The sequence below is a fragment of the Mycobacterium sp. SA01 genome (genome assembly GCF_041287105.1).
GTDB lineage: Bacteria > Actinomycetota > Actinomycetes > Mycobacteriales > Mycobacteriaceae > Mycobacterium.
Genome location: NZ_JBGGNO010000018.1, coordinates 131,152 through 149,297, shown reverse-complemented (window position 1 = coordinate 149,297; position 18,146 = coordinate 131,152). Strand labels below are relative to the sequence as shown.

Below are 18,146 nucleotides of genomic sequence, written 5' to 3'. Positions count from 1 at the left end.
AAGCAAGGGGCTCATGATGATCGAGACGACGCAGGGGACGGCCCCGGATGCCCGTCGCGGTATTCCGACCTGGCTCAACTGGTTTCTGGCGCTGCTGACCATTCCGGCTGCGGTCGTGGTCATGCTTGTTGCTTTCGGCGCCGTGATGGGCATCGCGCGGTGTACCGACACGGCGGCCTGCCCACACATGGGTCCAGGAGAGTTCTGGTTCGGGATCCTCGCGTACGGCCCGCCTGTGGTGGCGCTGCTGACGATCGTCGCGTCGGCGTTCGCCGCGAATCGCAGGTACGGAATCGTGGTTCCGCTGTTGGGGCTGGGACTCCTGCTGGCAGACGCCGCCATCCTGGCGATCACCTTTCGGCCGTAGGTGCCGCCGTGGACGTTCACGCCGCTGAACTGTCTGGTGCCGTCGTCGTAGGGGTCGACGGCTCCCCATGGTCTCTGAACGCGCTCACCTGGGCGGTGCCCGAAGCCGTCAGCCGCGGCGTGACGTTGCGGCTGGTTCATGCCGTTCCGACGGCTCTTCCGGGCGCGTCCGGCGGTGAGTGTGACTGGGACGCAGTACTTGTCGAGGCCCAGGATGTGGTGGACCAGACGCATCGTGATGTCGGTGTCGAGACAGCATCGGTGGTGGGATCACCCGCCACGGTGCTGGAGCGGGAGTCCGCCGGCGCCGCGATGGTGTGCATCGGCGCCCGGCCACCGCACGTGGCTGAGGGACGGCTGTTCGGCGCAACCGCGAGTCACCTCGCCGACCACGCTCGGTGTCCGGTGGCCATCATCCGCAGTGGCGACGACGGCCGGGCACGCGTCGGGGGCGTGGTGTCAGTGGTGCTGTCCGATGATCCCGACAACGACGATGTCGTACACCTGGCCATGCAGGAAGGACGATTGCGCGACGCCACCGTCCGGCAGATCGATCGGCGGGTGGACAGCTGGATTCGGCGGTATCCCGATGTTCACGTCGAGATCGTATCGGCCGGCACCGGGTGGGTGGGCAGCCACGATGAGGATCCGCATGAACGGAAGATCGGTCTCGCGGTCGTCGGCGCTTCGGATGCGGACACCCTCACTTCGCTCAGCATGCCCAATTGCCATCCGATCCTGGGCTATCCGGACTGCTCGGTCCTGCTGGTGAGGCAGGCAGCCCGGCCCGCTGATGTGCCGTTCGGCTAGTAGCCGCCGTGTTCGTGGGTTGGGTGATCCAGTTTCGCGACGAACACCGCCGCCTGGGTGCGTCGCTCCATTCCCAGCTTCGCCAGGAGCCGTGACACATAGTTCTTGATGGTCTTCTCGGTGAGGAACATCCGGTCGGCGATCTGTTTGTTGGTCAGGCCCTCGCCGAGCAGAGTCAGTAACGACCGTTCCTGGTCGGTCAGGCCGGACAGCGGATCGGATCTCATTGTCGCACCGCGCAACTTGGCCATCAGCGCCGCGGCGGCCCGGTTGTCCAACAGCGAGCGCCCCGCGCCGACGTCCTTGACGGCCTGGGCCAACTGCATACCCTTGATGTCTTTGACAACGTATCCGCTGGCGCCGGCCAGGACCGCGTCCAACATGGCCTCGTCGGAGGTGTACGAGGTCAGCATCAAACAGCGCAGGTCGGAGAGCACGGACAGCAGGTCCCGACACAGCTCGACACCGTTACCGTCGGGCAGCTGCACATCGAGCACCGCGACGTCGGGCTTCGCCGCGGGAATCCGTGCCATCGCCTGGGCGACGGAGCCGGCCTCACCGACGATTTCCAGATCCGGATCCGCGCTCAGAAGGTCGATGAGCCCGCGGCGGACCACCTCGTGGTCATCTACCAGAAAGACTTTCACCATGCCGGCCTCCAGAAATCGGGGATCAGTGTTTTGCGCGGTCTACAACAGGTTCTGCGGCTCGCAGACCAATACCGAGCAATCGGCCTGCGCCAGCACCGCATTTCCGGCTGCGCCGAGCAGTTCTGCGATGCCTTCGCCCCGTTCGTGGGCCACGACCAACAACTGGATCGAGTCCCCATGCTTGAGCAGGTAACTCAACGAGTTGCCGTGCAGCGCCACTGTGGCGACGTCCACCTCGGGATACCGTGCGCGCCAGCATTTCAGGCGACGCTCCAGTGCCGCCCTGGCATCTCGGTTTCCGGCGGCAACGGCGTTGCCATCGTGGATGTCGGGGTAACGCGACCGCCAGGTCGTCAGCACCCGCAACGGCGCACCGCGCGAACGAGCCTCATCGAAGCCGTGGCGCAGGGCCGCGTCACTGGTTGACCCGTCCAGTTCGACGGCCACACATCGCTGGGTCGAGGCCACCGGGTCATGCCCCCTGACGACGGCTACCGGGCAGTGCGCTGCTGTTGCCAGTGCAGTCGCGGTGGACCCGATGTGCCGGTCGCGGAAGTGGTTCAACCCGATGGCACCCACGCAGAGCATGGCGGCACCTCTGGACGCGTCGAGCAACGCCGCCACGGGATGTTGCTGCACGATCTCTGCCTCGATCTTGACCGGTCTATCGGTCGACTCGACGGCGGCGGCGGTGCAGCGGACCGCGGTTTGGGCCGCAGCGAATTGGCGGGCGATCCGTTGTGCATCGTCGGTGTCTTCTCCGGAGTCGACGGCATAGACCAAGCGCAGGGGAATGGCGCGCCGGACCGCTTCGTCGACGGCCCAACAGGCCGCCTCGGTGGCCCATCGCGAACCGTCCACGCCCACGACCACAGACGGCGCGACACGCTCTCGTTCGGGCATTGGCCGGTTCCTGTCAACTTGCCGGGATGATTCGACGCTATCGTCAGAAACTGGCCTCACGCAGGGGCGAAAGTCCCTGTCGAAAGGCCACTAGTCCTCTCCGACACCCCGTCGAGCTCGTGGTCCGGTGGTGGAAATCCGCAGGGAGAACGGTGGATCGGGGCAACTCCGACGGGACCGTGCCGGCACACCACCGGTCATCAACTTTGGGGACTTGCGGCTCTGTTTCACCGTGCACACGACCGGCATCGTCGGTGCACCAGCATCATGCACCGAAGGCGGTGGGCGGCGATGACGACCAATTTCCCTGACGACGCCACCGTGCGGGCAGCCTTGGATTTGGCCGCCCGTGCCCCGTCGATCCACAACACCCAGCCCTGGGAGTGGAGAGTCGGCCCGCACAGCATCAACCTCTATTCGCGCCGCGAGTTGCGTCTCCCGCACACCGACCCCGACGGCCGCGACCTGATCGTGAGCTGCGGGGCCGCCCTGCACCACGCCACTGTCGCCCTGGCAGCACTGGGCTGGCGCGCCTCGGTCCATCGGGTCCCGAATCCTGACCAGCCCAATCACCTGGCGTCAGTGCAGGTGCATCGCGGATCGCCGGGCGAGGCCGATATCGCCATGGCGGCGGCCATTCCCCGGCGGCGAACCGACCGGCGTACCTACAGTTCGTGGCCGGTCGCGATGGGAGACGTCGCGCTGATGGGTGCGCGTGCGGCGCGCTTCGGCGTCACCATGCGCCGGGTCGAAACGACAGGCGAATTCGCCGAATTGGTGGAGCAGGCGGCGCGCCGGCATATCGACGACACCGGTTACGTCGCCGAGTTGATGGCATGGAGCGGGCGTTATGCTGCGGCGGAAGGTGTTCCTGCGCATAACGTTCCACCGATAGACGGCGCTGCTGCGGTGCCTGGCCGGATTTTCTCCGGTACCGCACTCGACCAGCCCGACGAAGCCTCGGCGGCCGAAGACAACGGTGTGCTGCTGGCCTTCGGGACCGTGATCGACGATATCGCGTGTCAGTTACGTGCTGGTGAAGCCGCCAGCGTCGTCATGCTCACCGCGACCGTTCAGGGTCTGGCCTCGTGCGCGGTGTCGGAGGTGCTCGAGGTCCCCGATACCCGAGAGGCCTTACGGGCGGACGTGTTCGGCAGTGAGCAGTTTCCCCAGATATTGCTGCGAGTCGGGTGGTCACCCCTGAACGCCGACCCGTTACCGGCCACGCCGCGGCGACCGTTGGCCGATGCCCTGCGCCGCCTGGACGGCTCGGCGTTCTTCGGTTAGGGCACTCGCCACACCCGGTCACGCCTCGGGAAGGGCCCCCGGCGCGGGGACTTTTGGCACTTGTTGGTGGCGGGCTTGCGCGCGGATCGTGGGGACAGATCGGAAGGAGATCACCGATGACGAGCGCAGCCACGTATTCACCTCTGGCACACAAACTTCTTGCCATCCGAGGCCCGGTCGCCTCGGTGTACTACGACGACTCCCATGACACACAGGATGCGGCCGAGCGCCTCGGGGTTCTCGAGCGGGACGTCGCGCGTGAGTTGGAGCAACAGGGCGCGCCGCAGGCGCTCGTCGCGTCGGTCACCCGAGCGATGAACGAGCGGCCGGCAACTGAGCATCGGAGTGGGCGCGGGTTGATCGTCGGCCCGGACGGGGTGGCGGTCGACGAACACCTCGTCGTGCCGCCTGTCACCCCGGTCATCCGGGCCTCGGAGCTTCCATACGTCGTTCCGCTCGTCGAGAACGGATCGGTCTCGGGGCCTTATCTGGTCGTCGTCGTCGATCAGGTCGGCGCCGATCTCACGCGCTACCAGGGAAAGTCGACCTTCTCGGAGACCGTCGTGGGGGAGGGTTTTCCGGTCCACAAGGCGGCCTCGGCGGGCTTGAACGCGTGGGGAGATTCGCAACATCGGGTGGAGGAGGAGGTGCGCAAGAACCTCCGCGCGGTCGCCGAGCGGCTCACCGCGGAGATGGACGACCACTCGCTGGACTTTATCGTTCTCATCGGCCAGGACCGCGTGCGGGCCGAACTGGTGTCCGAGCTTCCGCATCGGGTTGCCGACCGTGTCGTCCAACCAGGAGTCGGGTCTCGCCAGACCGGGGTGGACCGTGTTGTCCGGGTGGCCGTCGGCCAGGAGTTGAACAACAGGCGCAACGTCCACAGCGGCAGGATCCTGGAACAGTACGATGCCGAAGTCGGGCGTGGATCAGGTCTCGCGGTGGCCGGGCTCGCGGCGGTGACCGCGGCACTGCGCGATCGTTCGGTCGCCACGCTGATCATCGGACAGATGCATGACGAAACAGTGCTTGCCGGCGACGATTTGACGCTTCTGGGTTCCGATCCCGAGACGCTGTCCGACTTCGGTATCGCGCCGACCCATACCCTGCGAGCCGACGAGGCGCTCCCGTATGCGGCGCTGGCCATCGGCGCCGACCTCGTCTGCGCTCCAGAACATCTGCAACTGACTGATGGCGTGGGCGCGTTGCTGCGCCACGCGCCGATTCAGGGCTGACGACGGACTTCGGCGAGAACAGCCTCGACGGCCGCGGGCACAGCGTCGGCGACCGGCGGTGAGAGCCCGACCCCATGACTGACGTCCTCGATCTCGACGGTGAGCACCACCAACCGCCGAGGAAGTCGGCCAAGCGCCTGGCCCAGAGCGTAGATCTCCGGCAGCCCAAGTGAATGCGAGCTCACCACCATGGGCTCGTGGTCGTCGCCGGGAATCCAGTGCCGAATCCTTCCGGCGACGGCGTCGGGTCCGCTGGCTGCGTCGACGACGACGACCAGCGGCACATCCGCCCACGCGTCGAGGATCTGTCCGGGATCGGACGCCGCCGAGAGCACCTCGACGCCCGGTGGACGCCGGCTGGCGACTTCGGCTGCGACCGCGAGGCCGACCCCGTCGTCGGACCGAAAGTCGTTGCCGATGCCGATGACGAGGGCGCTGCCCGTCATGCCCGATGGATGTTCAGCGTCAGGAAGTGTGCCGAACACGAGATGCACGGGTCATGATTGCGAATGGACTTCTCGCACAACGACGTCAATGAGGCGTCGTCCAGTGACAGGTTCGCGGCCACGAGCTCGGCCATCTCGTGCTCGATCGCACCCTGGTTCTGCGAGGTCGGCGGCACCAGTGTCGCCGCGCGGACCAGTCCGTCACCGCCGATCTCATACCGGTGATACAGCAGCCCTCGCGGGGCCTCACTGACCCCGTGCCCAATGCCCGCGCGCACCGGCACGTCGACGAACGGCCTCGGCGGGCGCTCATATTCGGCGATGATCCGCAGTGACTCTTCGATGGCGTAGACCACCTCGACGGCGCGAACCACGATGCTGCGAAACGGGTTTCGACACACCGGGCCCAGCCCTGCGGCGGCGGCAGCCTCGCGGGCGACCGTCGACAGCGTGGCCGAGTTGAGCGAATACCGTGCCAGTGGACCGGTCAGGTACCGGTTGCCGTCCAGCGTCGCTTGCAGGGCGGTGGAATGCTCGACCTGCGCTTCGACGACGTGGGCACTGAAGTCGGCGACGGCGAATGCCGGACCGTCGCTGCGCGCGATGACGCCGTTCTCGATGGGATATCGGTCACCGTCGGACAGCGAAAGAAATTCGTGGTCGAACTCGACATCGGGAAACTCGAGGTCGGCGAGCGCCCGCACGGTGTCCAAGGCGTCGTCGAGCGAGCGCCGCAACATCTCGGTCAGTGGTTCGAGGTCGCGCGCGCGGGGGACCGAATAGAAGCCGCCCAACCGGACGTTGATGGGGTGAATTGCTCGCCCGCCGACCACTTCCATCAGCCGGTTGCCGGTCTTCTTGATTGCCAGACCGCGATTGACGAGGTCGGGATGATCCTTGGCCATGCTGATGGCGTCCGGATACCCCAAGAAATCGGGGGCGTGCAGCAGAAAGATGTGCAAGGCGTGACTGTGTATCCATTCGCCGCAGTACATCAGCCGGCGCAGGGCGGTGAGTTCGGGATCGATCGTTATCCCGCAGGCGTTTTCGATCGCGTTGCACGCGCTCACCTGGTAGGCGACCGGGCAGATGCCGCACACCCGTGCGGTGAGGTCCGGCGGCTCGGTGTAGGCCCGGCCGCGCAGGAAGGCTTCGAAGAAGCGCGGCGCCTCGTAGATGTTGAGCTCGACGCTGTCCACGGCGCCGTCGACCAACGTGACATGCAGTGCGCCTTCGCCTTCGACACGGGTCAAGGCGCCCACGGACAGGGTGCGTGTCTCAGCAGTCATCCGTCATTCCGTTCGGCGGCGAATCGGGTGACGTTGAATGTCGAGAAGACGCGCTCCACGCCTGCTTCCGACATTCCGTCACGGTTCAGCAGTGGGATCAGGGCCGCGGTGTTGGGTGTCGAGGCGGGCCCGAAACAGCCGTAGCAGCCGCGGTGATGCGCCGGGCACAGTGCGCCGCAGCCGGCATGGGTCACGGGACCGAGGCATGGAATGCCCTCGGCCACTGCGACACACGTGACGCCCCGCAGTTTGCATTCGGTGCAGACTGTCTTGGCGGGCAACCGCGGTTCACGTCCCACCAGCAGCGCTGCGAGCGTGTCGAGGAGCTGATTGCGGTCGATCGGGCAGCCCTGCAACTGGTAGTCGACCTGCACGTGCGCGGACGCCGGGGTGGATGTTGCGAGGGTGTCGACGTACTCGGGCTTTGCGTAGACGACCGAGGCGAATTCGTCGATGTCGGCGAAGTTGCGCAGCGCCTGGATGCCGCCTGCGGTGGCGCAGGCGCCGATCGTGACGAGGATGTGGGACTGATCGCGAATCTCCCGGATACGTCGCTCGTCTGCGGCGGTGGTGATCGACCCTTCGACGAGTGACACGTCGTAGGGCCCGGGGATGATCTCGCTGGATGCTTCCAGAAAGGTTGCGATGCGCACCTGCCCGGCGAGGGTGAGCAGTTCGTCCTCGCAGTCCAGCAACGTCAGCTGGCAGCCGTCGCAGGAAGCGAACTTCCACACCGCCAGTGAGGGAGGTCCGCTCATCTACAACTCCTTCACTGCGAGTAAGGGCTGGGCGGCGTCATATCCGACGACCGGTCCGTCCCGGCACAACAGCAACGGGCCCAACTGGCAGTGGCCGCACCAGCCGATCCCGCATTGCATGTTGCGTTCGAGGGATACTCGGATAGCGCTGGCGGGCAGTCCCTTTCGGATCAGCTCGATAGCGCAGTTGTGCATCATCACTTCGGGGCCGCAGAGGAAGGCGGTGGTGTTCTGGGCCCGCAGCGGCAATCTGCGCAGCGGTTCGGTGACGAAGCCGATCTCACCCGACCACCCCTGCACCGGCACGTCGACGGTCAGATGCACATCGATCGCGTCGCGCTCGGACCACTGCCGCAACTCGTCACCGAACAAGAAGTCGTCGCGGGAGCGGGCGCCCGCGATCAGGGTGACCGTGCCGTAGGCGTCCCGGTCGGCAAGGATTCCGAGCACGACGGGGCGCAGCGGGGCCAGGCCGACACCGCCGGCCACGATGACCACATCGCCTCCGGCCGCGGCCCGCAGACCCCAATCCGTGCCGAACGGACCGCGGATCCCGACCACCGCGCCGGGCTGCGCGTCGTGCAGCGCGCGGCTCACCGCGCCTACCGATCGGATCGTATGGGTGATGGTGGCGTCGGTGCCGGTGGTGAATCCGCTGACGGAGATGGCGATCTCGCCGATCCCGAACGCGTACATCATCATGAATTGGCCCGGCAGCGGCGCTGGTAGCGGCCTGCCCACCGGTTCCAGCTCCACCGTTGATGAATCGCGGTTCTCGGATACCCGGCGGCGCACGCGGTACGGGACCGGGCTCATCGCGCGCGGTGATGTGGGGAAGGCTGCCGTGTCAGTCGTCGCCATCGCGCTCCTGAGCCAGGGTGTGCATTTCTTGGGTGATGTCGATTCCCGTCGGACACCAGGCGATGCACCGTCCGCAGCCCACACAGCCGCTGCTGCCGAACTGGTCGTGCCAGGTCCCCAGTTTGTGTGAGATCCAATGTCGGTATCGCGACGGTCCGGATTGCCGCACGCTGCCCTCGTGAACGAACGTGAAGTCGAATTCGAAGCACGACGCCCAGCTCGTCCAACGTTCGGCATGCTCCCCGGTGAGGTCGGTGGTGTCCGTGACGCTGGTGCAGAAGCAGGTGGGACAGGCCATGGTGCAATTGCCACAGGTCAGACACCGACTGGCGACCTCGTCCCAGTGTGGGGACTCACGAGAGGCGATCAGAAGGTCACGTAGATCTGTCTCGGGCATCTGCCGACCCATGCGGTGCGCGGCCTCGGCGACTTCGGCTCTGGCCGAATCGATCTCATCCGGTGCGGCGTCCCGGTGGGGGAGCGCCGCGAGGATCTCCGCGCCGTCGGCACTGCCGACGTCGATGAGGTAGCGACGGCCGTCGCCATCGACGCGTTCGGTGAGTGCGAGGTCGTACCCCGGCCCTACCCCGGGTCCTGTTCCCATGGATGCGCAGAAGCAGAGGCCGCCGGGTTCAGTGCAGTTGACGGCCACCACGAAGATGCGTCCGAGCCGCCCCACGAATCCCTCGTCCGGATGGCTGCCCTTGCCCAACACTCCGTTGAGGATCGCGATCGCCGCGAGGTCGCAGGCCCGAACCCCGAGGAAGGCATACCGTGCTGGATCCTCGGGTTCGGTGCCGTCGGACGACCACAATTGCTGCCGCGGCGGGTGCGGGAACTGCTTCCACGACTGTGGCCCCGCCGAATGGCCGAAGGCTGCGTCGTCGTCGCGGCGGCGCAGCCGATAACTCCCGGGTGCCACGTCGACGCCCCAGCCCACGGGTAGCTCGCCGGCCGAGGTCAGCTCCGCCAGCACGATCGCATTCTCCGACACCGTGGGGCCGACCACCCGGTAGCCGCGGTCGATCAACGCGGACACGAGTTCGGTCAACCCGGCGGCGTCGATCACCGCGTTGGTCATGGGGTAATCGTGCGCGTCCGACGGCAGCCGGGCGCATGGTCTTGGGTCCTCAGTCGAGCGTCAAAGGTCCTCACTCGCGTTCGGCTGTGCCAGGCGACGACACCCACAACCCACCTCACCGCGGTATCCGATAAAGGGCTGCGCCGGCGGTGATTCCGGCACCTGCCGCGATCAGGATCACCAGACTGCCGCCGTCAAGCTCGTGGGTTGCGCGATCGAGAGCCGCCGCCAGCGACGCGGTGTGCATGGCATCGTCGTCGGCGACGACGATGCGCTGAGCCGGCACCCCCAGCATGTCGGCCAGCGCCGCGCGGTATCCCGGCCAAGCCGGCGCGGCGACTATCGCGTCGACGTCGGCGATCGTGCGTTCGGACGCGCGTAGGCAGCGCGCAGCGGCGTCGGCGGCGGCAGCGGCGAAGCGATCGTCGCGTGCCGTGGAGTGCCGAAAGCGCAGAATGTTCTTGTAGTCGACGAGACCAACTGTGGCACTATATGTTTCACCACCGTCGGGGATGCTCGCCCAGTGCACCTGTTCGATTCCGTCATCGTCGCCGGTCCGGCTGCACAGCAGTGCCGCGCCGGTGGGGGAAAACGGGAAGTGTTCGCTCATGCCATGGCCCGGGTCGGCGTCGCTGGCCACCACCATCGCGCAGTCGATGGTCCTCGACGTGAGGAAGCCGTCGACGATCTGCAACGCGGTGAGGACACCGCACGCACCATTGGCGACGTCGAAGGAGAATGTGCCGTGCGTGCCCGTATGCGGATCTTCGGGATTGGCGCCGACGTCCTCCTGGATCAACGCCGCGAGCGCCGGCTCGCCCAGATTTCGGTCGCGGTAGATGCCCGCGTTGATCAGTAGGTCCACGTCGTGCGGTCCTCGGCCCGCCATCCGCAGGCAATCCTGTGCGGTGCTGACCGCGAGGTGCAGGGCGCTGTGCCGGTGACGCCACCGGCTCTTGCCCACGGCGACCTGTTCAATCACGGTGCCCATAATGATCCACCATCTCGTCGTCGAGTGTCAGCATGACCACGCCGATTTCCAGTCCGGACGCCAGCGAGATCAGCGCTATGGTCTCGCCGGGGCGAATGCGATTCGCTTCGAGTTCCTCGACGAGAGCCACGGTGTGGGTGGTCGATGCGGTGTTGCCGTATCGGTCGACGGTGATCACGGCGTCGTGGCGGGGACTGTCACCGAAGTCGTCGGCGATCTTGGCCATTCCCTTGCGTATCGCGCGGGCCGACGTCTGGTGGGTGATCACGTGATCGATGTCGTGTATCGAGATGCCGACCGTATCGAGCACCTCGTGCAACAGCAGTGGGGTGTCCGACATCGCGGCCCGATGGATGCCGCGCGCATCGGTGAACATTCGCCCACCCGGATCTGGTCCCTTGGGATACGCCAGGCACAGTCGGCTGTAGTCGGCCACGGTGGTGAAGCCGGCCAGGCTGATGCCGGCCGAGCCGGCCGGTGCACGCTCGAGTAGAAGCGCCGCGCCGGCGTCGCCGAGCGTCAGGCACGCCAACTCCTTGCTCATGATCGACCGGATATGACGAGCCGCATTCTGGCCGAGCTGCGAGATGTACTCACCGCTGACCACCAGTGCACGCTCGATGATGCCCTGTCTGATCCAGTTGTTCGCGATCGTGACTCCGGTGAGCGTTCCCGCGCAGGCATTGGAGACGTCGAAGGTCATCGCCGTCGGGGCGCCGATCCCCGCCGCCACCGCACTGCTCATGGTCGGCTCCAGCCACTGGGTGAGACCATCGCGAAACTTGGTGATGCTGCAGCTGATGACGGCGTCGATCGACTCTGCCGGTCGCTGAGCCTTGGCCAGGCAATCCAGTGCCGCCGCGGCGGCGAGCGTGTAGGAGTCCTCATCGCCCACTGACACCCGGCGCTCACGGATCCCGGTCAACCGTTCCAGATCGATGTGCGTCTGGTGGCGCGTGGTCGACATCAACTCGTCGGTCGTGAGGTGGGTGGTGGGCAGGTGTCGGCCTGCGGCGGCCAGCCTGGTGTGAAACGGCGCTGTGTCACCGTCTTCCGACGGTTCCATCATCAGCCACCGCTTGCGCGTCATTGATCCATAGTGATTCGGGCCGTAGTGACCTGATAGGGATCATTGGGCATCGACGGCCGGGACCTTGTGCCCTTGCCGGTCCGCTGTGGTGGGCGGATTGTGATGGTGGTGGAACAACTGACCACCTTGGATGCCGGATTCCTCGAGGCCGAGGACTCAGATCGGCATGTGAGCTTGGCGGTCGGCGGTATCTCGGTCATCGAAGGCCCCATGCCGGACTTCGCGTCCCTGGCGGACAGTGTCGCCGAACGGATTCTCAGTGTTCCCCGGTTCCGGCAGGTCGTACATACGCATCTACTCGACCTCGAGCCCCCGGAATGGGTGGAAGACCCCAATTTCGATCTCTCCCATCACATTCACCGCGCGGCGCTGCCCCATCCGGGGGACGACCAGTCTCTGTACAGGTTCGCCGCCGACGTGATGGAGCGACGCCTGGACCGCGACCGCCCGCTGTGGGAGTGCTGGATCATCGAGGGCCTGGCCGACGGCCGGTGGGCGGTCTTGATGAAGATCCACCACTGCATCGCAGACGGCATCGCGACCATGCATCTGTTCGCCGGGCTCAGTGACGACGGGGAAGGCGAAACGTTCGCTACCGAGATTCGCGCCGCCAAGGACTCGACAGATCACCGTGGCCGATTCGCAGGAGTCAGTCTGAATCCGCTGGATTGGGCATCGGGCTTGTGGCAGACCGCTGTCGGCGTGACGAACGCGGCATCGCTGGCTGTCGAGGGCGTCATCGAGATCACCGGTGGCTTGCTACGCCCGGCCAGCCCCTCGTCGCTGGCCGGTCCCCTTCGCAAGATGCGCGGTTACAGTGCTGCGCGGGTGAGCCTCGACGAGGTGACGGCGATCTGCCATGAATTCGGTGTCACCGTGAACGATGTTGCGCTGACCGCGATCACCGACAGTTTCCGGGCAGCGCTGGTTCGACGGGGCGAACAGCCACGACAAAACTCGTTGCGGACGCTGGTGCCGGTGTCGATCCGCTCCAACGACGCGCGAGAGATGATCGACAACAGGGTGTCGATCATGCTTCCGCGTCTCCCCGTCGAGAAAGACGATGTGGTCGAACAGCTCCGCGAGGTGCATGCCCGCCTGACGAGTGCGAAGGGCAGCGGGCAGCGCCAAGCCGGCAGCGCCCTCATCTCGACGATCAGTTTGCTGCCGTTCCCGGTGACGGCGTGGGCGGTCCGGGCGCTGACCCGATTGCCGCAACGCGGCGTCGTGACGGTCGCCACGAATGTCCCTGGACCGCGCCAACGATCGAAGATCTTGGGTCGAAAAGTCCTCAGTGTGCTCCCGATTCCGCCCATTGCGCTCCAACTTCGCACCGGCATCGCCATTCTCAGCTATGCGGACAGTCTGGTGTTCGGCATCATCGCCGACTACGACGCGGCTCCCGACGTCGACGAGCTGGCGCGGGGTATCGAGCAGGCGGTCGCGCAGTTGTCCGCGGCGGCCAAAGCTCTCGGCTAGCCCTCTGGGAGGCACCCGTGACACCACAACCCTCGCTCCGTGACGGGGTGCGCATGTTCAACAAGCACGTGCTGAATCCGGCAATGCTACATCTGGCGGGTCGTAAACACTGGTATGCCAGCGCTATTCGACATACTGGGCGGGCCACGGGCAAGAGCTATGTCACCCCGGTGGTGGCCAATCCGGTGGCGGATGGATTCATCATTCCGCTGCCCTACGGCACGGGCGTCGACTGGCTGCGCAACGTGCTCGCGGCGGGCCGGGCAACGATCACCTCCGGCGGCCGGACCTATGACGTCATCACTCCGGAGATCATCGACGCGGCCTCGGCCGCACCGAAGCTGTCGCCGCGACACCGGCGGGCCTTCCACCGTTTCGGTATCGACGACTTTCTTCAGGTCACGGTGAAGTAGGCGAGCGATCGTGGACTATTGCACCGGTGCAGGGGACCTTTGGCCGGTACGGGCTCCGGTTGCTCGCAATAGTGTTGTCTCACAGTCCCAATAGGCAAGGAGTTCGTGTCATGACCGAAACCGGGAAACAGGCCACCGTTGATTCACCCGCCGCTGATCTCACCGAAGAGTTGCATGAGTCGGCCAAAGCGGGACAGCACGCGGCCGGACAGGCGTTGCGGAAGTTCCGTGACGCGGTGGACGATGCAATCCCCGAATCCGTTCAGCCGCTGCGCGACAAGATCGTGCAAGCTGCACTGGATTTGGCCGACGACCTCGTTTCTGCCCAGTACAAATTTCACCGCAGTCTGCTCAACACCGCAGACCGCGCGCTGACCAAGTCCGACGCCGACCGCTGAGCGACGCCGCGCGGGTTTCTTCGTGGGGGCGTCACGGTGGATCACCAGGCAGGGCGGGCTCACTCTCCGCACGATGTTTCACCCCCCGCAGGATGGCCCGCGTCACGAAGGCCTTTGGCGGCGCGATGAGTTCGGCGCCTACAACGGCTCCGGGCCGTCGCAACGGCACCCGGGTGCGGATCAGCAGTCGGGTGCCGTTGTCGCCGTGCCCCGCCACGTTCAGCGACCACACCGCATCCCAGAAGCTATCGCCGCCTCCCGTCCGTAAGACGATCGATCGCCCCGCCTGGATCTCAACGACCGTCACCACGATGCCGTCGTCCAGGCCCAGCCATCCCCGGGGCGCCAGGCGGACGGTGTCACCCACGGCGAGGTGCTGCCATTCGGGGTGGATCCGATCGGCGTCCTGGTAGTCCAACCCGGCCAGGGTGTGCAGCGTTTCGTAGGCGTACAGACCAGCGCGGTCGAGACCGATCTGGACGAGCCACGGCCACACCGCCTCCGGCGGCCTGTCGATCGTGATCCCTTCGGTCGTCACCACCGCAGGTTGACCCACCAGGCTGTCGCCCGGCAGCGGCATCGCGCACTCGGCTTTCGTGGTGCCCCAGTTCCGGAAGAATTGTCTGGCCGCGAGGAGGATTGCGGCAGTTGCGCCCAGGCGAGCAATCGCTGTCATGGTTCAACTCTGCGGCGGGGAGTCCCGGCGCGGTAGGGCCGGTCGACCTCGATGTGGCCGATCGGCATCGACGAACGACCCGGCCGGCCGGGACTTCAAGCTCTCATGCCCGCCGACGGGCGAACGATCAGATCGCCTGTCGGGCAACGGTCTAACCGGCCGACGACTGCGATCGACTGCGCCGGCCCCCTTCTCGGCGTTGCCCAGATATTTTCAGCAACGATTTTGCCGTGGCGTCGTCGGCGTCGGTGCGGGCATTTTGCGCAAAGTGGTGGGCGCTCACCCTTTCCCGAGCAAGATCGGACTGTCACAATGCGGGAGATGCACGTCGGGAAGCGCAGGGACGGGTTTGATCAGCGAAAATAGGCCTGGGACGCAGTTCGGCCGGGAGCGCACAGGGGATGTGCGCCGGATTCATGATCAGCTCGACGAGCTGGCCGCCGACCGCGACCAGATGGGACTGCTGCTGCAACTGGCGATCGAGATCAGCTCTGATCTCGAGCTGGAGCCGACGCTGCACAGAATCATCAGTGCGGCGCTGACCTTGACCCGGGCGCGCTACGGCGCCATCGGCGTGTGGGGTCCCGACGGCATGCTGACCTCGTTCGTCCATGACGGTATAGATGAGCGCACCGTTGATCGGATCGGTCATCTTCCGGTCGGCAAGGGACTCCTCGGTGCGCTGCGGGAACGGACCGATCTGTTACGGCTCGACGATCTGACCCAACATTCGGCCTCGGCGGGGTTCCCCGACGGGCACCCGCCGATGCGCGCGTTCCTGGGTATTCCGATCCGTATTCGCGACGACAAGGCGTTCGGCAGTCTGTACGTCGCGGACGATCGGCCCGGGCGCACGTTCAGCGAGTCGGACGAGGTGACCGGGCGCGCATTGGCGTCGGTGGCCGCGGTCGCCATCGACAACGCCCAGCTGTTCGACGCCACCCGGATCGCGGCCTTGTGGACCAGCGCGAGTCGGGAGATCACGGCAGCCGTGTTGTCCGATGGGCAGCCTATCCTCAGGCCGTTGCAGCTCATTGCGGTGCGGGCGTGCGAACTCACCGAGGCGGAGCAGGCCATCGTGCTCTTTCCCGAGGATGCTGACCTTCCTGACGACGAGGTGGACACGCTCGTGGTGTCAGCGGCGGTTGGTCGATATGCCGACGATGTTCTCGGCCAGCGCGTTGCGGTCGACGGATCAACCAGCGGCGCGGTGTTTCGTTCCGGCGAGCCGGTGATCACCGAGACGTTCCGCAAACCGATCCAGTCGTTCACCGACATCGGTGAACGGCCGGCGATCGTCGTGCCGTTATGGGCAGATGGACACAGCCTCGGGGTGCTTGTCGTCGCACGGAACGTCAACGCTCCACGCTTCAGCGCCAAAGATCTTGACCTGGTGCGGGATTTCGCCGGCCACGCAGCTATCGCGCTGACGATTGCCCGGGCCCGGCGTTATACAGCTGAGCTCGCTCTGCTCACCGAACGGGAGCGCATTGCCCATGACCTCCATGACCAGGTGATCCAGCGGGTGTTCGCGGTCGGGCTGGACCTGCAGGGGGTGATCGCCCGGACCCGAGATCCCGAGATGGCCCAGCGGCTATCGCGGTCGATCGATGAGCTGCAGGCCGTCATCACCGAGATCCGGTCGACCATCTTCAATCTGCAGCATCCGGTCGATTCGAGTGGTGGATTGGCCGCGCGGATTCACAACGTGTTCGAGCAGTTGACCAACAACCGGGACGTCGCCGCTTCGCTGAGCCTCAGCGGCCCACTGAGCATTCTCAGCCCCGACCTCGCCGCCAACGCCGAAGCGGTGGTCACCGAGGCCTTGAGTAATGCGGTCCGGCACTCGGGCGCCGCGGAGATCACGGTGAGCGTCGCGGTCGGTGATGACCTGACGATCATGGTCACCGACAACGGCAAGGGGATTCCAGCGGACAACAGACGCAGCAGTGGTCTACGTAACCTCGCCCGGCGCGCGGAGTCGGCGGGCGGGATCTTCACTCTGTCCGACGCTGAGAGCGGCGGAACGAAATTGGTGTGGAAGGCTCCGCTCACCTCGGAATGACGGATCATCCAGTTAGATTGCGGGACTGTGTATTACAGAGATCGTATCCGGGCCGTGCTCAAGACTCCTTGGTCGGCGTGATCGCGGCGAGCATCTCGGCGATGTCGGCCTCGGCGCGGGCCTTGTCGAATCCGACCCGGTGCAACGTGCCGCCGTCCTGCTCGGCTTCGCGTAGTGCGAGCAGCATGTGTTCGGTGCCGATGTAGTTGTGGCCCAGGCGAAGTGCTTCGCGGAAGGTCAGTTCCAGAGCTTTGCGGGCACCGGAGTCGAACGGAATCAGGGCCGGTACGTCGTCCGTCCGCGGTGGCAGAACGATGGCAGCTCGCAGGGCGTCCGGGGTGATCTGCTGGGCACGCAGCAGGGGAGTGGCCAGTGCGGCCGGATCAGTCAGCAATCCGAGCAGCAGGTGGTCCTGCGTGATCTCGGCATTTCCGGCCCCGTGGGCCGCGTTCTGGGCTGCGACGACGGCGCCGCGGGCTCGCGGGGTGAACCGGGCGAACCCCTGGGCGGGGTCCAGATCGGCGGCGTCGAGGTTGGTCATCTTGGGCACGAAACGCTTCTGTGCCGCCTGTTTGGTGACTCCCATGCTCTTGCCGATGTCGGTCCACGAGGCGCCCGACCGGCGGGCCTGGTCGACGAAATGCCCGATCAGGTGGTCGGCGAGGTCACCGAGGGCCTCCGCGGTCAGCACTGCGTCGGCAAGTTGGTCGAGGGCGTTGGTGTGGCCCCGCTTGATGCCGTCGATCAGGTCGTCGAGTCGGATCGGGTAGGCAATCCGGGCTGGTTCTTCCATCCGTCAACCATAGGTTGACGGATGAGCTTCGTCAACCATGGGTTGACGGTTCGCATCCAACGGAGCGGGTACCCGCACACCATGCCAACGAGCGTTACGCGTGACATCGACGCGCCACGGGAACGAGTCTGGGAAGTGCTGGCCAACGGGTGGACCTACTCGCAATGGGTGGTCGGTAACAGTCGGATGCGCGCGGTCGACGCCGACTGGCCGGCGCCGGGCGCGCGAATCCTGCACTCGATCGGCGTCTGGCCGGCGGTGATCAACGACGAGACCGTGGTGCTGCGCTGCACGCCGCAGGAGGAACTGGTACTACTGGCACGGCTCGGCCCAGCTGGCGCAGCACGAATCACTCTGCGGCTCAACGATATCGAGGGTGGCTGCCGAGTGGAGATGGCGGAGGTGGCGGTGGAGGGGCCGATAAGGTTCTTGCCGGACCGGCTACAACTCCTCGGGTTCTGGCCCCGAAACCACGAATCCACCTGGCGGCTGGCGAACCTCGCCGCGGATCGCGAACCGGCCGAATTCGACCCGAACTAGCCCGGCCGTTCGGCC

At 66.0% G+C, this 18,146-nt stretch carries 20 protein-coding genes; 9 read left to right on the top strand and 11 right to left on the bottom strand.

Annotation, left to right across the window (positions count from 1 at the left end; all coding sequences use genetic code 11):
- Window positions 1-16: 16 nt before the first annotated feature.
- Together AB4879_RS13760 and AB4879_RS13755 are read left to right on the top strand one after the other, a co-directional pair.
- The gene (locus AB4879_RS13760; RefSeq protein WP_370508024.1) at window positions 17-367 is read left to right on the top strand and encodes a hypothetical protein; all 351 of its coding nucleotides are present in this window, start codon (window positions 17-19) and stop codon (window positions 365-367) included.
- A gap of 8 nt (window positions 368-375) precedes the next feature.
- Complete coding sequence (locus tag AB4879_RS13755; RefSeq protein ID WP_370508023.1) at window positions 376-1,176, top strand: universal stress protein; 801 nt, start codon at window positions 376-378, stop codon at window positions 1,174-1,176.
- On the opposite strand, the gene AB4879_RS13750 is transcribed toward AB4879_RS13755, so the two are convergent.
- Window positions 1,173-1,826, bottom strand: a complete 654-nt coding sequence (locus tag AB4879_RS13750; RefSeq protein ID WP_036338467.1) for a response regulator transcription factor — start codon at window positions 1,824-1,826, stop codon at window positions 1,173-1,175. The two genes, AB4879_RS13755 and AB4879_RS13750, sit on opposite strands and share 4 nt — an antisense overlap.
- A 39-nt stretch (window positions 1,827-1,865) precedes the next feature.
- Window positions 1,866-2,729, bottom strand: coding sequence for a universal stress protein (locus AB4879_RS13745; protein ID WP_370508022.1), 864 nt, complete (start codon window positions 2,727-2,729; stop codon window positions 1,866-1,868).
- 291 nt (window positions 2,730-3,020) lie between these two features.
- On the opposite strand from AB4879_RS13745, the gene AB4879_RS13740 reads away from it, so the two are divergent.
- Window positions 3,021-4,016, top strand: a complete 996-nt coding sequence (locus AB4879_RS13740; RefSeq protein ID WP_370508021.1) for an NAD(P)H nitroreductase — start codon at window positions 3,021-3,023, stop codon at window positions 4,014-4,016.
- 185 nt (window positions 4,017-4,201) lie between these two features.
- On the top strand, window positions 4,202-5,251 hold the full coding sequence (locus tag AB4879_RS13735) for a hypothetical protein (RefSeq protein ID WP_370508020.1): 1,050 nt from the start codon (window positions 4,202-4,204) through the stop codon (window positions 5,249-5,251).
- On the opposite strand, the gene AB4879_RS13730 is transcribed toward AB4879_RS13735, so the two are convergent.
- The 7 genes from AB4879_RS13730 to AB4879_RS13700 all read right to left on the bottom strand — a co-directional run bounded on the left by AB4879_RS13730 (window position 5,242) and on the right by AB4879_RS13700 (window position 11,767).
- Window positions 5,242-5,697: a hydrogenase maturation protease gene (locus AB4879_RS13730; RefSeq protein WP_370508019.1), complete on the bottom strand. Its 456-nt coding sequence runs from the start codon at window positions 5,695-5,697 to the stop codon at window positions 5,242-5,244. The two genes, AB4879_RS13735 and AB4879_RS13730, sit on opposite strands and share 10 nt — an antisense overlap.
- Entirely contained in the window at window positions 5,694-6,986 is a 1,293-nt protein-coding gene (locus tag AB4879_RS13725) for a Ni/Fe hydrogenase subunit alpha (RefSeq protein ID WP_370508018.1), read from the bottom strand. The genes AB4879_RS13730 and AB4879_RS13725 overlap by 4 nt, the downstream gene beginning before the upstream one ends.
- The gene (locus AB4879_RS13720) at window positions 6,983-7,744 is read right to left on the bottom strand and encodes an oxidoreductase (RefSeq protein ID WP_102806622.1); all 762 of its coding nucleotides are present in this window, start codon (window positions 7,742-7,744) and stop codon (window positions 6,983-6,985) included. The genes AB4879_RS13725 and AB4879_RS13720 overlap by 4 nt, the downstream gene beginning before the upstream one ends.
- Window positions 7,745-8,605 carry an FAD/NAD(P)-binding protein gene (locus AB4879_RS13715; RefSeq protein ID WP_370508017.1) on the bottom strand — a complete coding sequence of 287 codons (861 nt, stop codon included), beginning with the start codon at window positions 8,603-8,605 and terminating at the stop codon, window positions 7,745-7,747. It lies immediately after the preceding gene.
- On the bottom strand, window positions 8,592-9,686 hold the full coding sequence (locus AB4879_RS13710) for a 4Fe-4S dicluster domain-containing protein (protein WP_370508016.1): 1,095 nt from the start codon (window positions 9,684-9,686) through the stop codon (window positions 8,592-8,594). Before AB4879_RS13710 ends, AB4879_RS13715 begins: the two co-directional genes overlap by 14 nt.
- Before the next feature lie 115 nt (window positions 9,687-9,801).
- Entirely contained in the window at window positions 9,802-10,677 is an 876-nt protein-coding gene (locus AB4879_RS13705; protein WP_370508015.1) for a 3-oxoacyl-[acyl-carrier-protein] synthase III C-terminal domain-containing protein, read from the bottom strand.
- Window positions 10,661-11,767, bottom strand: a complete 1,107-nt coding sequence (locus AB4879_RS13700; RefSeq protein WP_370508014.1) for a 3-oxoacyl-ACP synthase III family protein — start codon at window positions 11,765-11,767, stop codon at window positions 10,661-10,663. Before AB4879_RS13700 ends, AB4879_RS13705 begins: the two co-directional genes overlap by 17 nt.
- A 108-nt stretch (window positions 11,768-11,875) precedes the next feature.
- Between AB4879_RS13700 and AB4879_RS13695 the strand changes: the two genes are divergently transcribed.
- The 3 genes from AB4879_RS13695 to AB4879_RS13685 all read left to right on the top strand — a co-directional run bounded on the left by AB4879_RS13695 (window position 11,876) and on the right by AB4879_RS13685 (window position 14,057).
- Complete coding sequence (locus AB4879_RS13695) at window positions 11,876-13,246, top strand: wax ester/triacylglycerol synthase family O-acyltransferase (RefSeq protein WP_370508013.1); 1,371 nt, start codon at window positions 11,876-11,878, stop codon at window positions 13,244-13,246.
- A gap of 53 nt (window positions 13,247-13,299) precedes the next feature.
- Window positions 13,300-13,659 carry a nitroreductase gene (locus AB4879_RS13690; RefSeq protein WP_370508315.1) on the top strand — a complete coding sequence of 120 codons (360 nt, stop codon included), beginning with the start codon at window positions 13,300-13,302 and terminating at the stop codon, window positions 13,657-13,659.
- Between the two features lie 110 nt (window positions 13,660-13,769).
- Window positions 13,770-14,057: a hypothetical protein gene (locus AB4879_RS13685; protein ID WP_036338437.1), complete on the top strand. Its 288-nt coding sequence runs from the start codon at window positions 13,770-13,772 to the stop codon at window positions 14,055-14,057.
- 31 nt (window positions 14,058-14,088) lie between these two features.
- Here the strand turns inward: AB4879_RS13685 and AB4879_RS13680 are convergent, their stop codons facing one another.
- Window positions 14,089-14,733, bottom strand: coding sequence for an SRPBCC family protein (locus AB4879_RS13680; RefSeq protein ID WP_370508012.1), 645 nt, complete (start codon window positions 14,731-14,733; stop codon window positions 14,089-14,091).
- A 454-nt stretch (window positions 14,734-15,187) separates the two neighbouring features.
- Here AB4879_RS13680 and AB4879_RS13675 point away from each other — a divergent pair, with 454 nt between their 5' ends.
- The gene (locus AB4879_RS13675; RefSeq protein ID WP_370508314.1) at window positions 15,188-16,798 is read left to right on the top strand and encodes a GAF domain-containing protein; all 1,611 of its coding nucleotides are present in this window, start codon (window positions 15,188-15,190) and stop codon (window positions 16,796-16,798) included.
- Window positions 16,799-16,856: 58 nt separating this feature from the next.
- Here AB4879_RS13675 and AB4879_RS13670 read toward each other — a convergent pair whose 3' ends face one another.
- Window positions 16,857-17,591 carry a Clp protease N-terminal domain-containing protein gene (locus AB4879_RS13670; protein WP_370508011.1) on the bottom strand — a complete coding sequence of 245 codons (735 nt, stop codon included), beginning with the start codon at window positions 17,589-17,591 and terminating at the stop codon, window positions 16,857-16,859.
- Between the two features lie 81 nt (window positions 17,592-17,672).
- Between AB4879_RS13670 and AB4879_RS13665 the strand changes: the two genes are divergently transcribed.
- Window positions 17,673-18,131, top strand: coding sequence for an SRPBCC family protein (locus AB4879_RS13665; protein WP_370508010.1), 459 nt, complete (start codon window positions 17,673-17,675; stop codon window positions 18,129-18,131).
- Window positions 18,132-18,146 lie beyond the last annotated feature (15 nt).

Bases quoted from the DNA above. Each gene is read 5' to 3' on its own strand.
- AB4879_RS13710 (WP_370508016.1), bottom strand. From the start codon at position 9,686: ATGACCAACGCGGTGATCGACGCCGCCGGGTTGACCGAACTCGTGTCC.
- AB4879_RS13730 (WP_370508019.1), bottom strand. From the start codon at position 5,697: ATGACGGGCAGCGCCCTCGTCATCGGCATCGGCAACGACTTTCGGTCC.
- AB4879_RS13670 (WP_370508011.1), bottom strand. From the start codon at position 17,591: ATGGAAGAACCAGCCCGGATTGCCTACCCGATCCGACTCGACGACCTG.
- AB4879_RS13760 (WP_370508024.1), top strand. From the start codon at position 17: ATGATCGAGACGACGCAGGGGACGGCCCCGGATGCCCGTCGCGGTATT.
- AB4879_RS13690 (WP_370508315.1), top strand. From the start codon at position 13,300: ATGTTCAACAAGCACGTGCTGAATCCGGCAATGCTACATCTGGCGGGT.
- AB4879_RS13740 (WP_370508021.1), top strand. From the start codon at position 3,021: ATGACGACCAATTTCCCTGACGACGCCACCGTGCGGGCAGCCTTGGAT.
- AB4879_RS13715 (WP_370508017.1), bottom strand. From the start codon at position 8,605: ATGGCGACGACTGACACGGCAGCCTTCCCCACATCACCGCGCGCGATG.
- AB4879_RS13745 (WP_370508022.1), bottom strand. From the start codon at position 2,729: ATGCCCGAACGAGAGCGTGTCGCGCCGTCTGTGGTCGTGGGCGTGGAC.
- AB4879_RS13680 (WP_370508012.1), bottom strand. From the start codon at position 14,733: ATGACAGCGATTGCTCGCCTGGGCGCAACTGCCGCAATCCTCCTCGCG.
- AB4879_RS13700 (WP_370508014.1), bottom strand. From the start codon at position 11,767: ATGACGCGCAAGCGGTGGCTGATGATGGAACCGTCGGAAGACGGTGAC.
- AB4879_RS13665 (WP_370508010.1), top strand. From the start codon at position 17,673: ATGCCAACGAGCGTTACGCGTGACATCGACGCGCCACGGGAACGAGTC.
- AB4879_RS13720 (WP_102806622.1), bottom strand. From the start codon at position 7,744: ATGAGCGGACCTCCCTCACTGGCGGTGTGGAAGTTCGCTTCCTGCGAC.
- AB4879_RS13725 (WP_370508018.1), bottom strand. From the start codon at position 6,986: ATGACTGCTGAGACACGCACCCTGTCCGTGGGCGCCTTGACCCGTGTC.
- AB4879_RS13750 (WP_036338467.1), bottom strand. From the start codon at position 1,826: ATGGTGAAAGTCTTTCTGGTAGATGACCACGAGGTGGTCCGCCGCGGG.
- AB4879_RS13685 (WP_036338437.1), top strand. From the start codon at position 13,770: ATGACCGAAACCGGGAAACAGGCCACCGTTGATTCACCCGCCGCTGAT.
- AB4879_RS13705 (WP_370508015.1), bottom strand. From the start codon at position 10,677: ATGGGCACCGTGATTGAACAGGTCGCCGTGGGCAAGAGCCGGTGGCGT.
- AB4879_RS13675 (WP_370508314.1), top strand. From the start codon at position 15,188: ATGGGACTGCTGCTGCAACTGGCGATCGAGATCAGCTCTGATCTCGAG.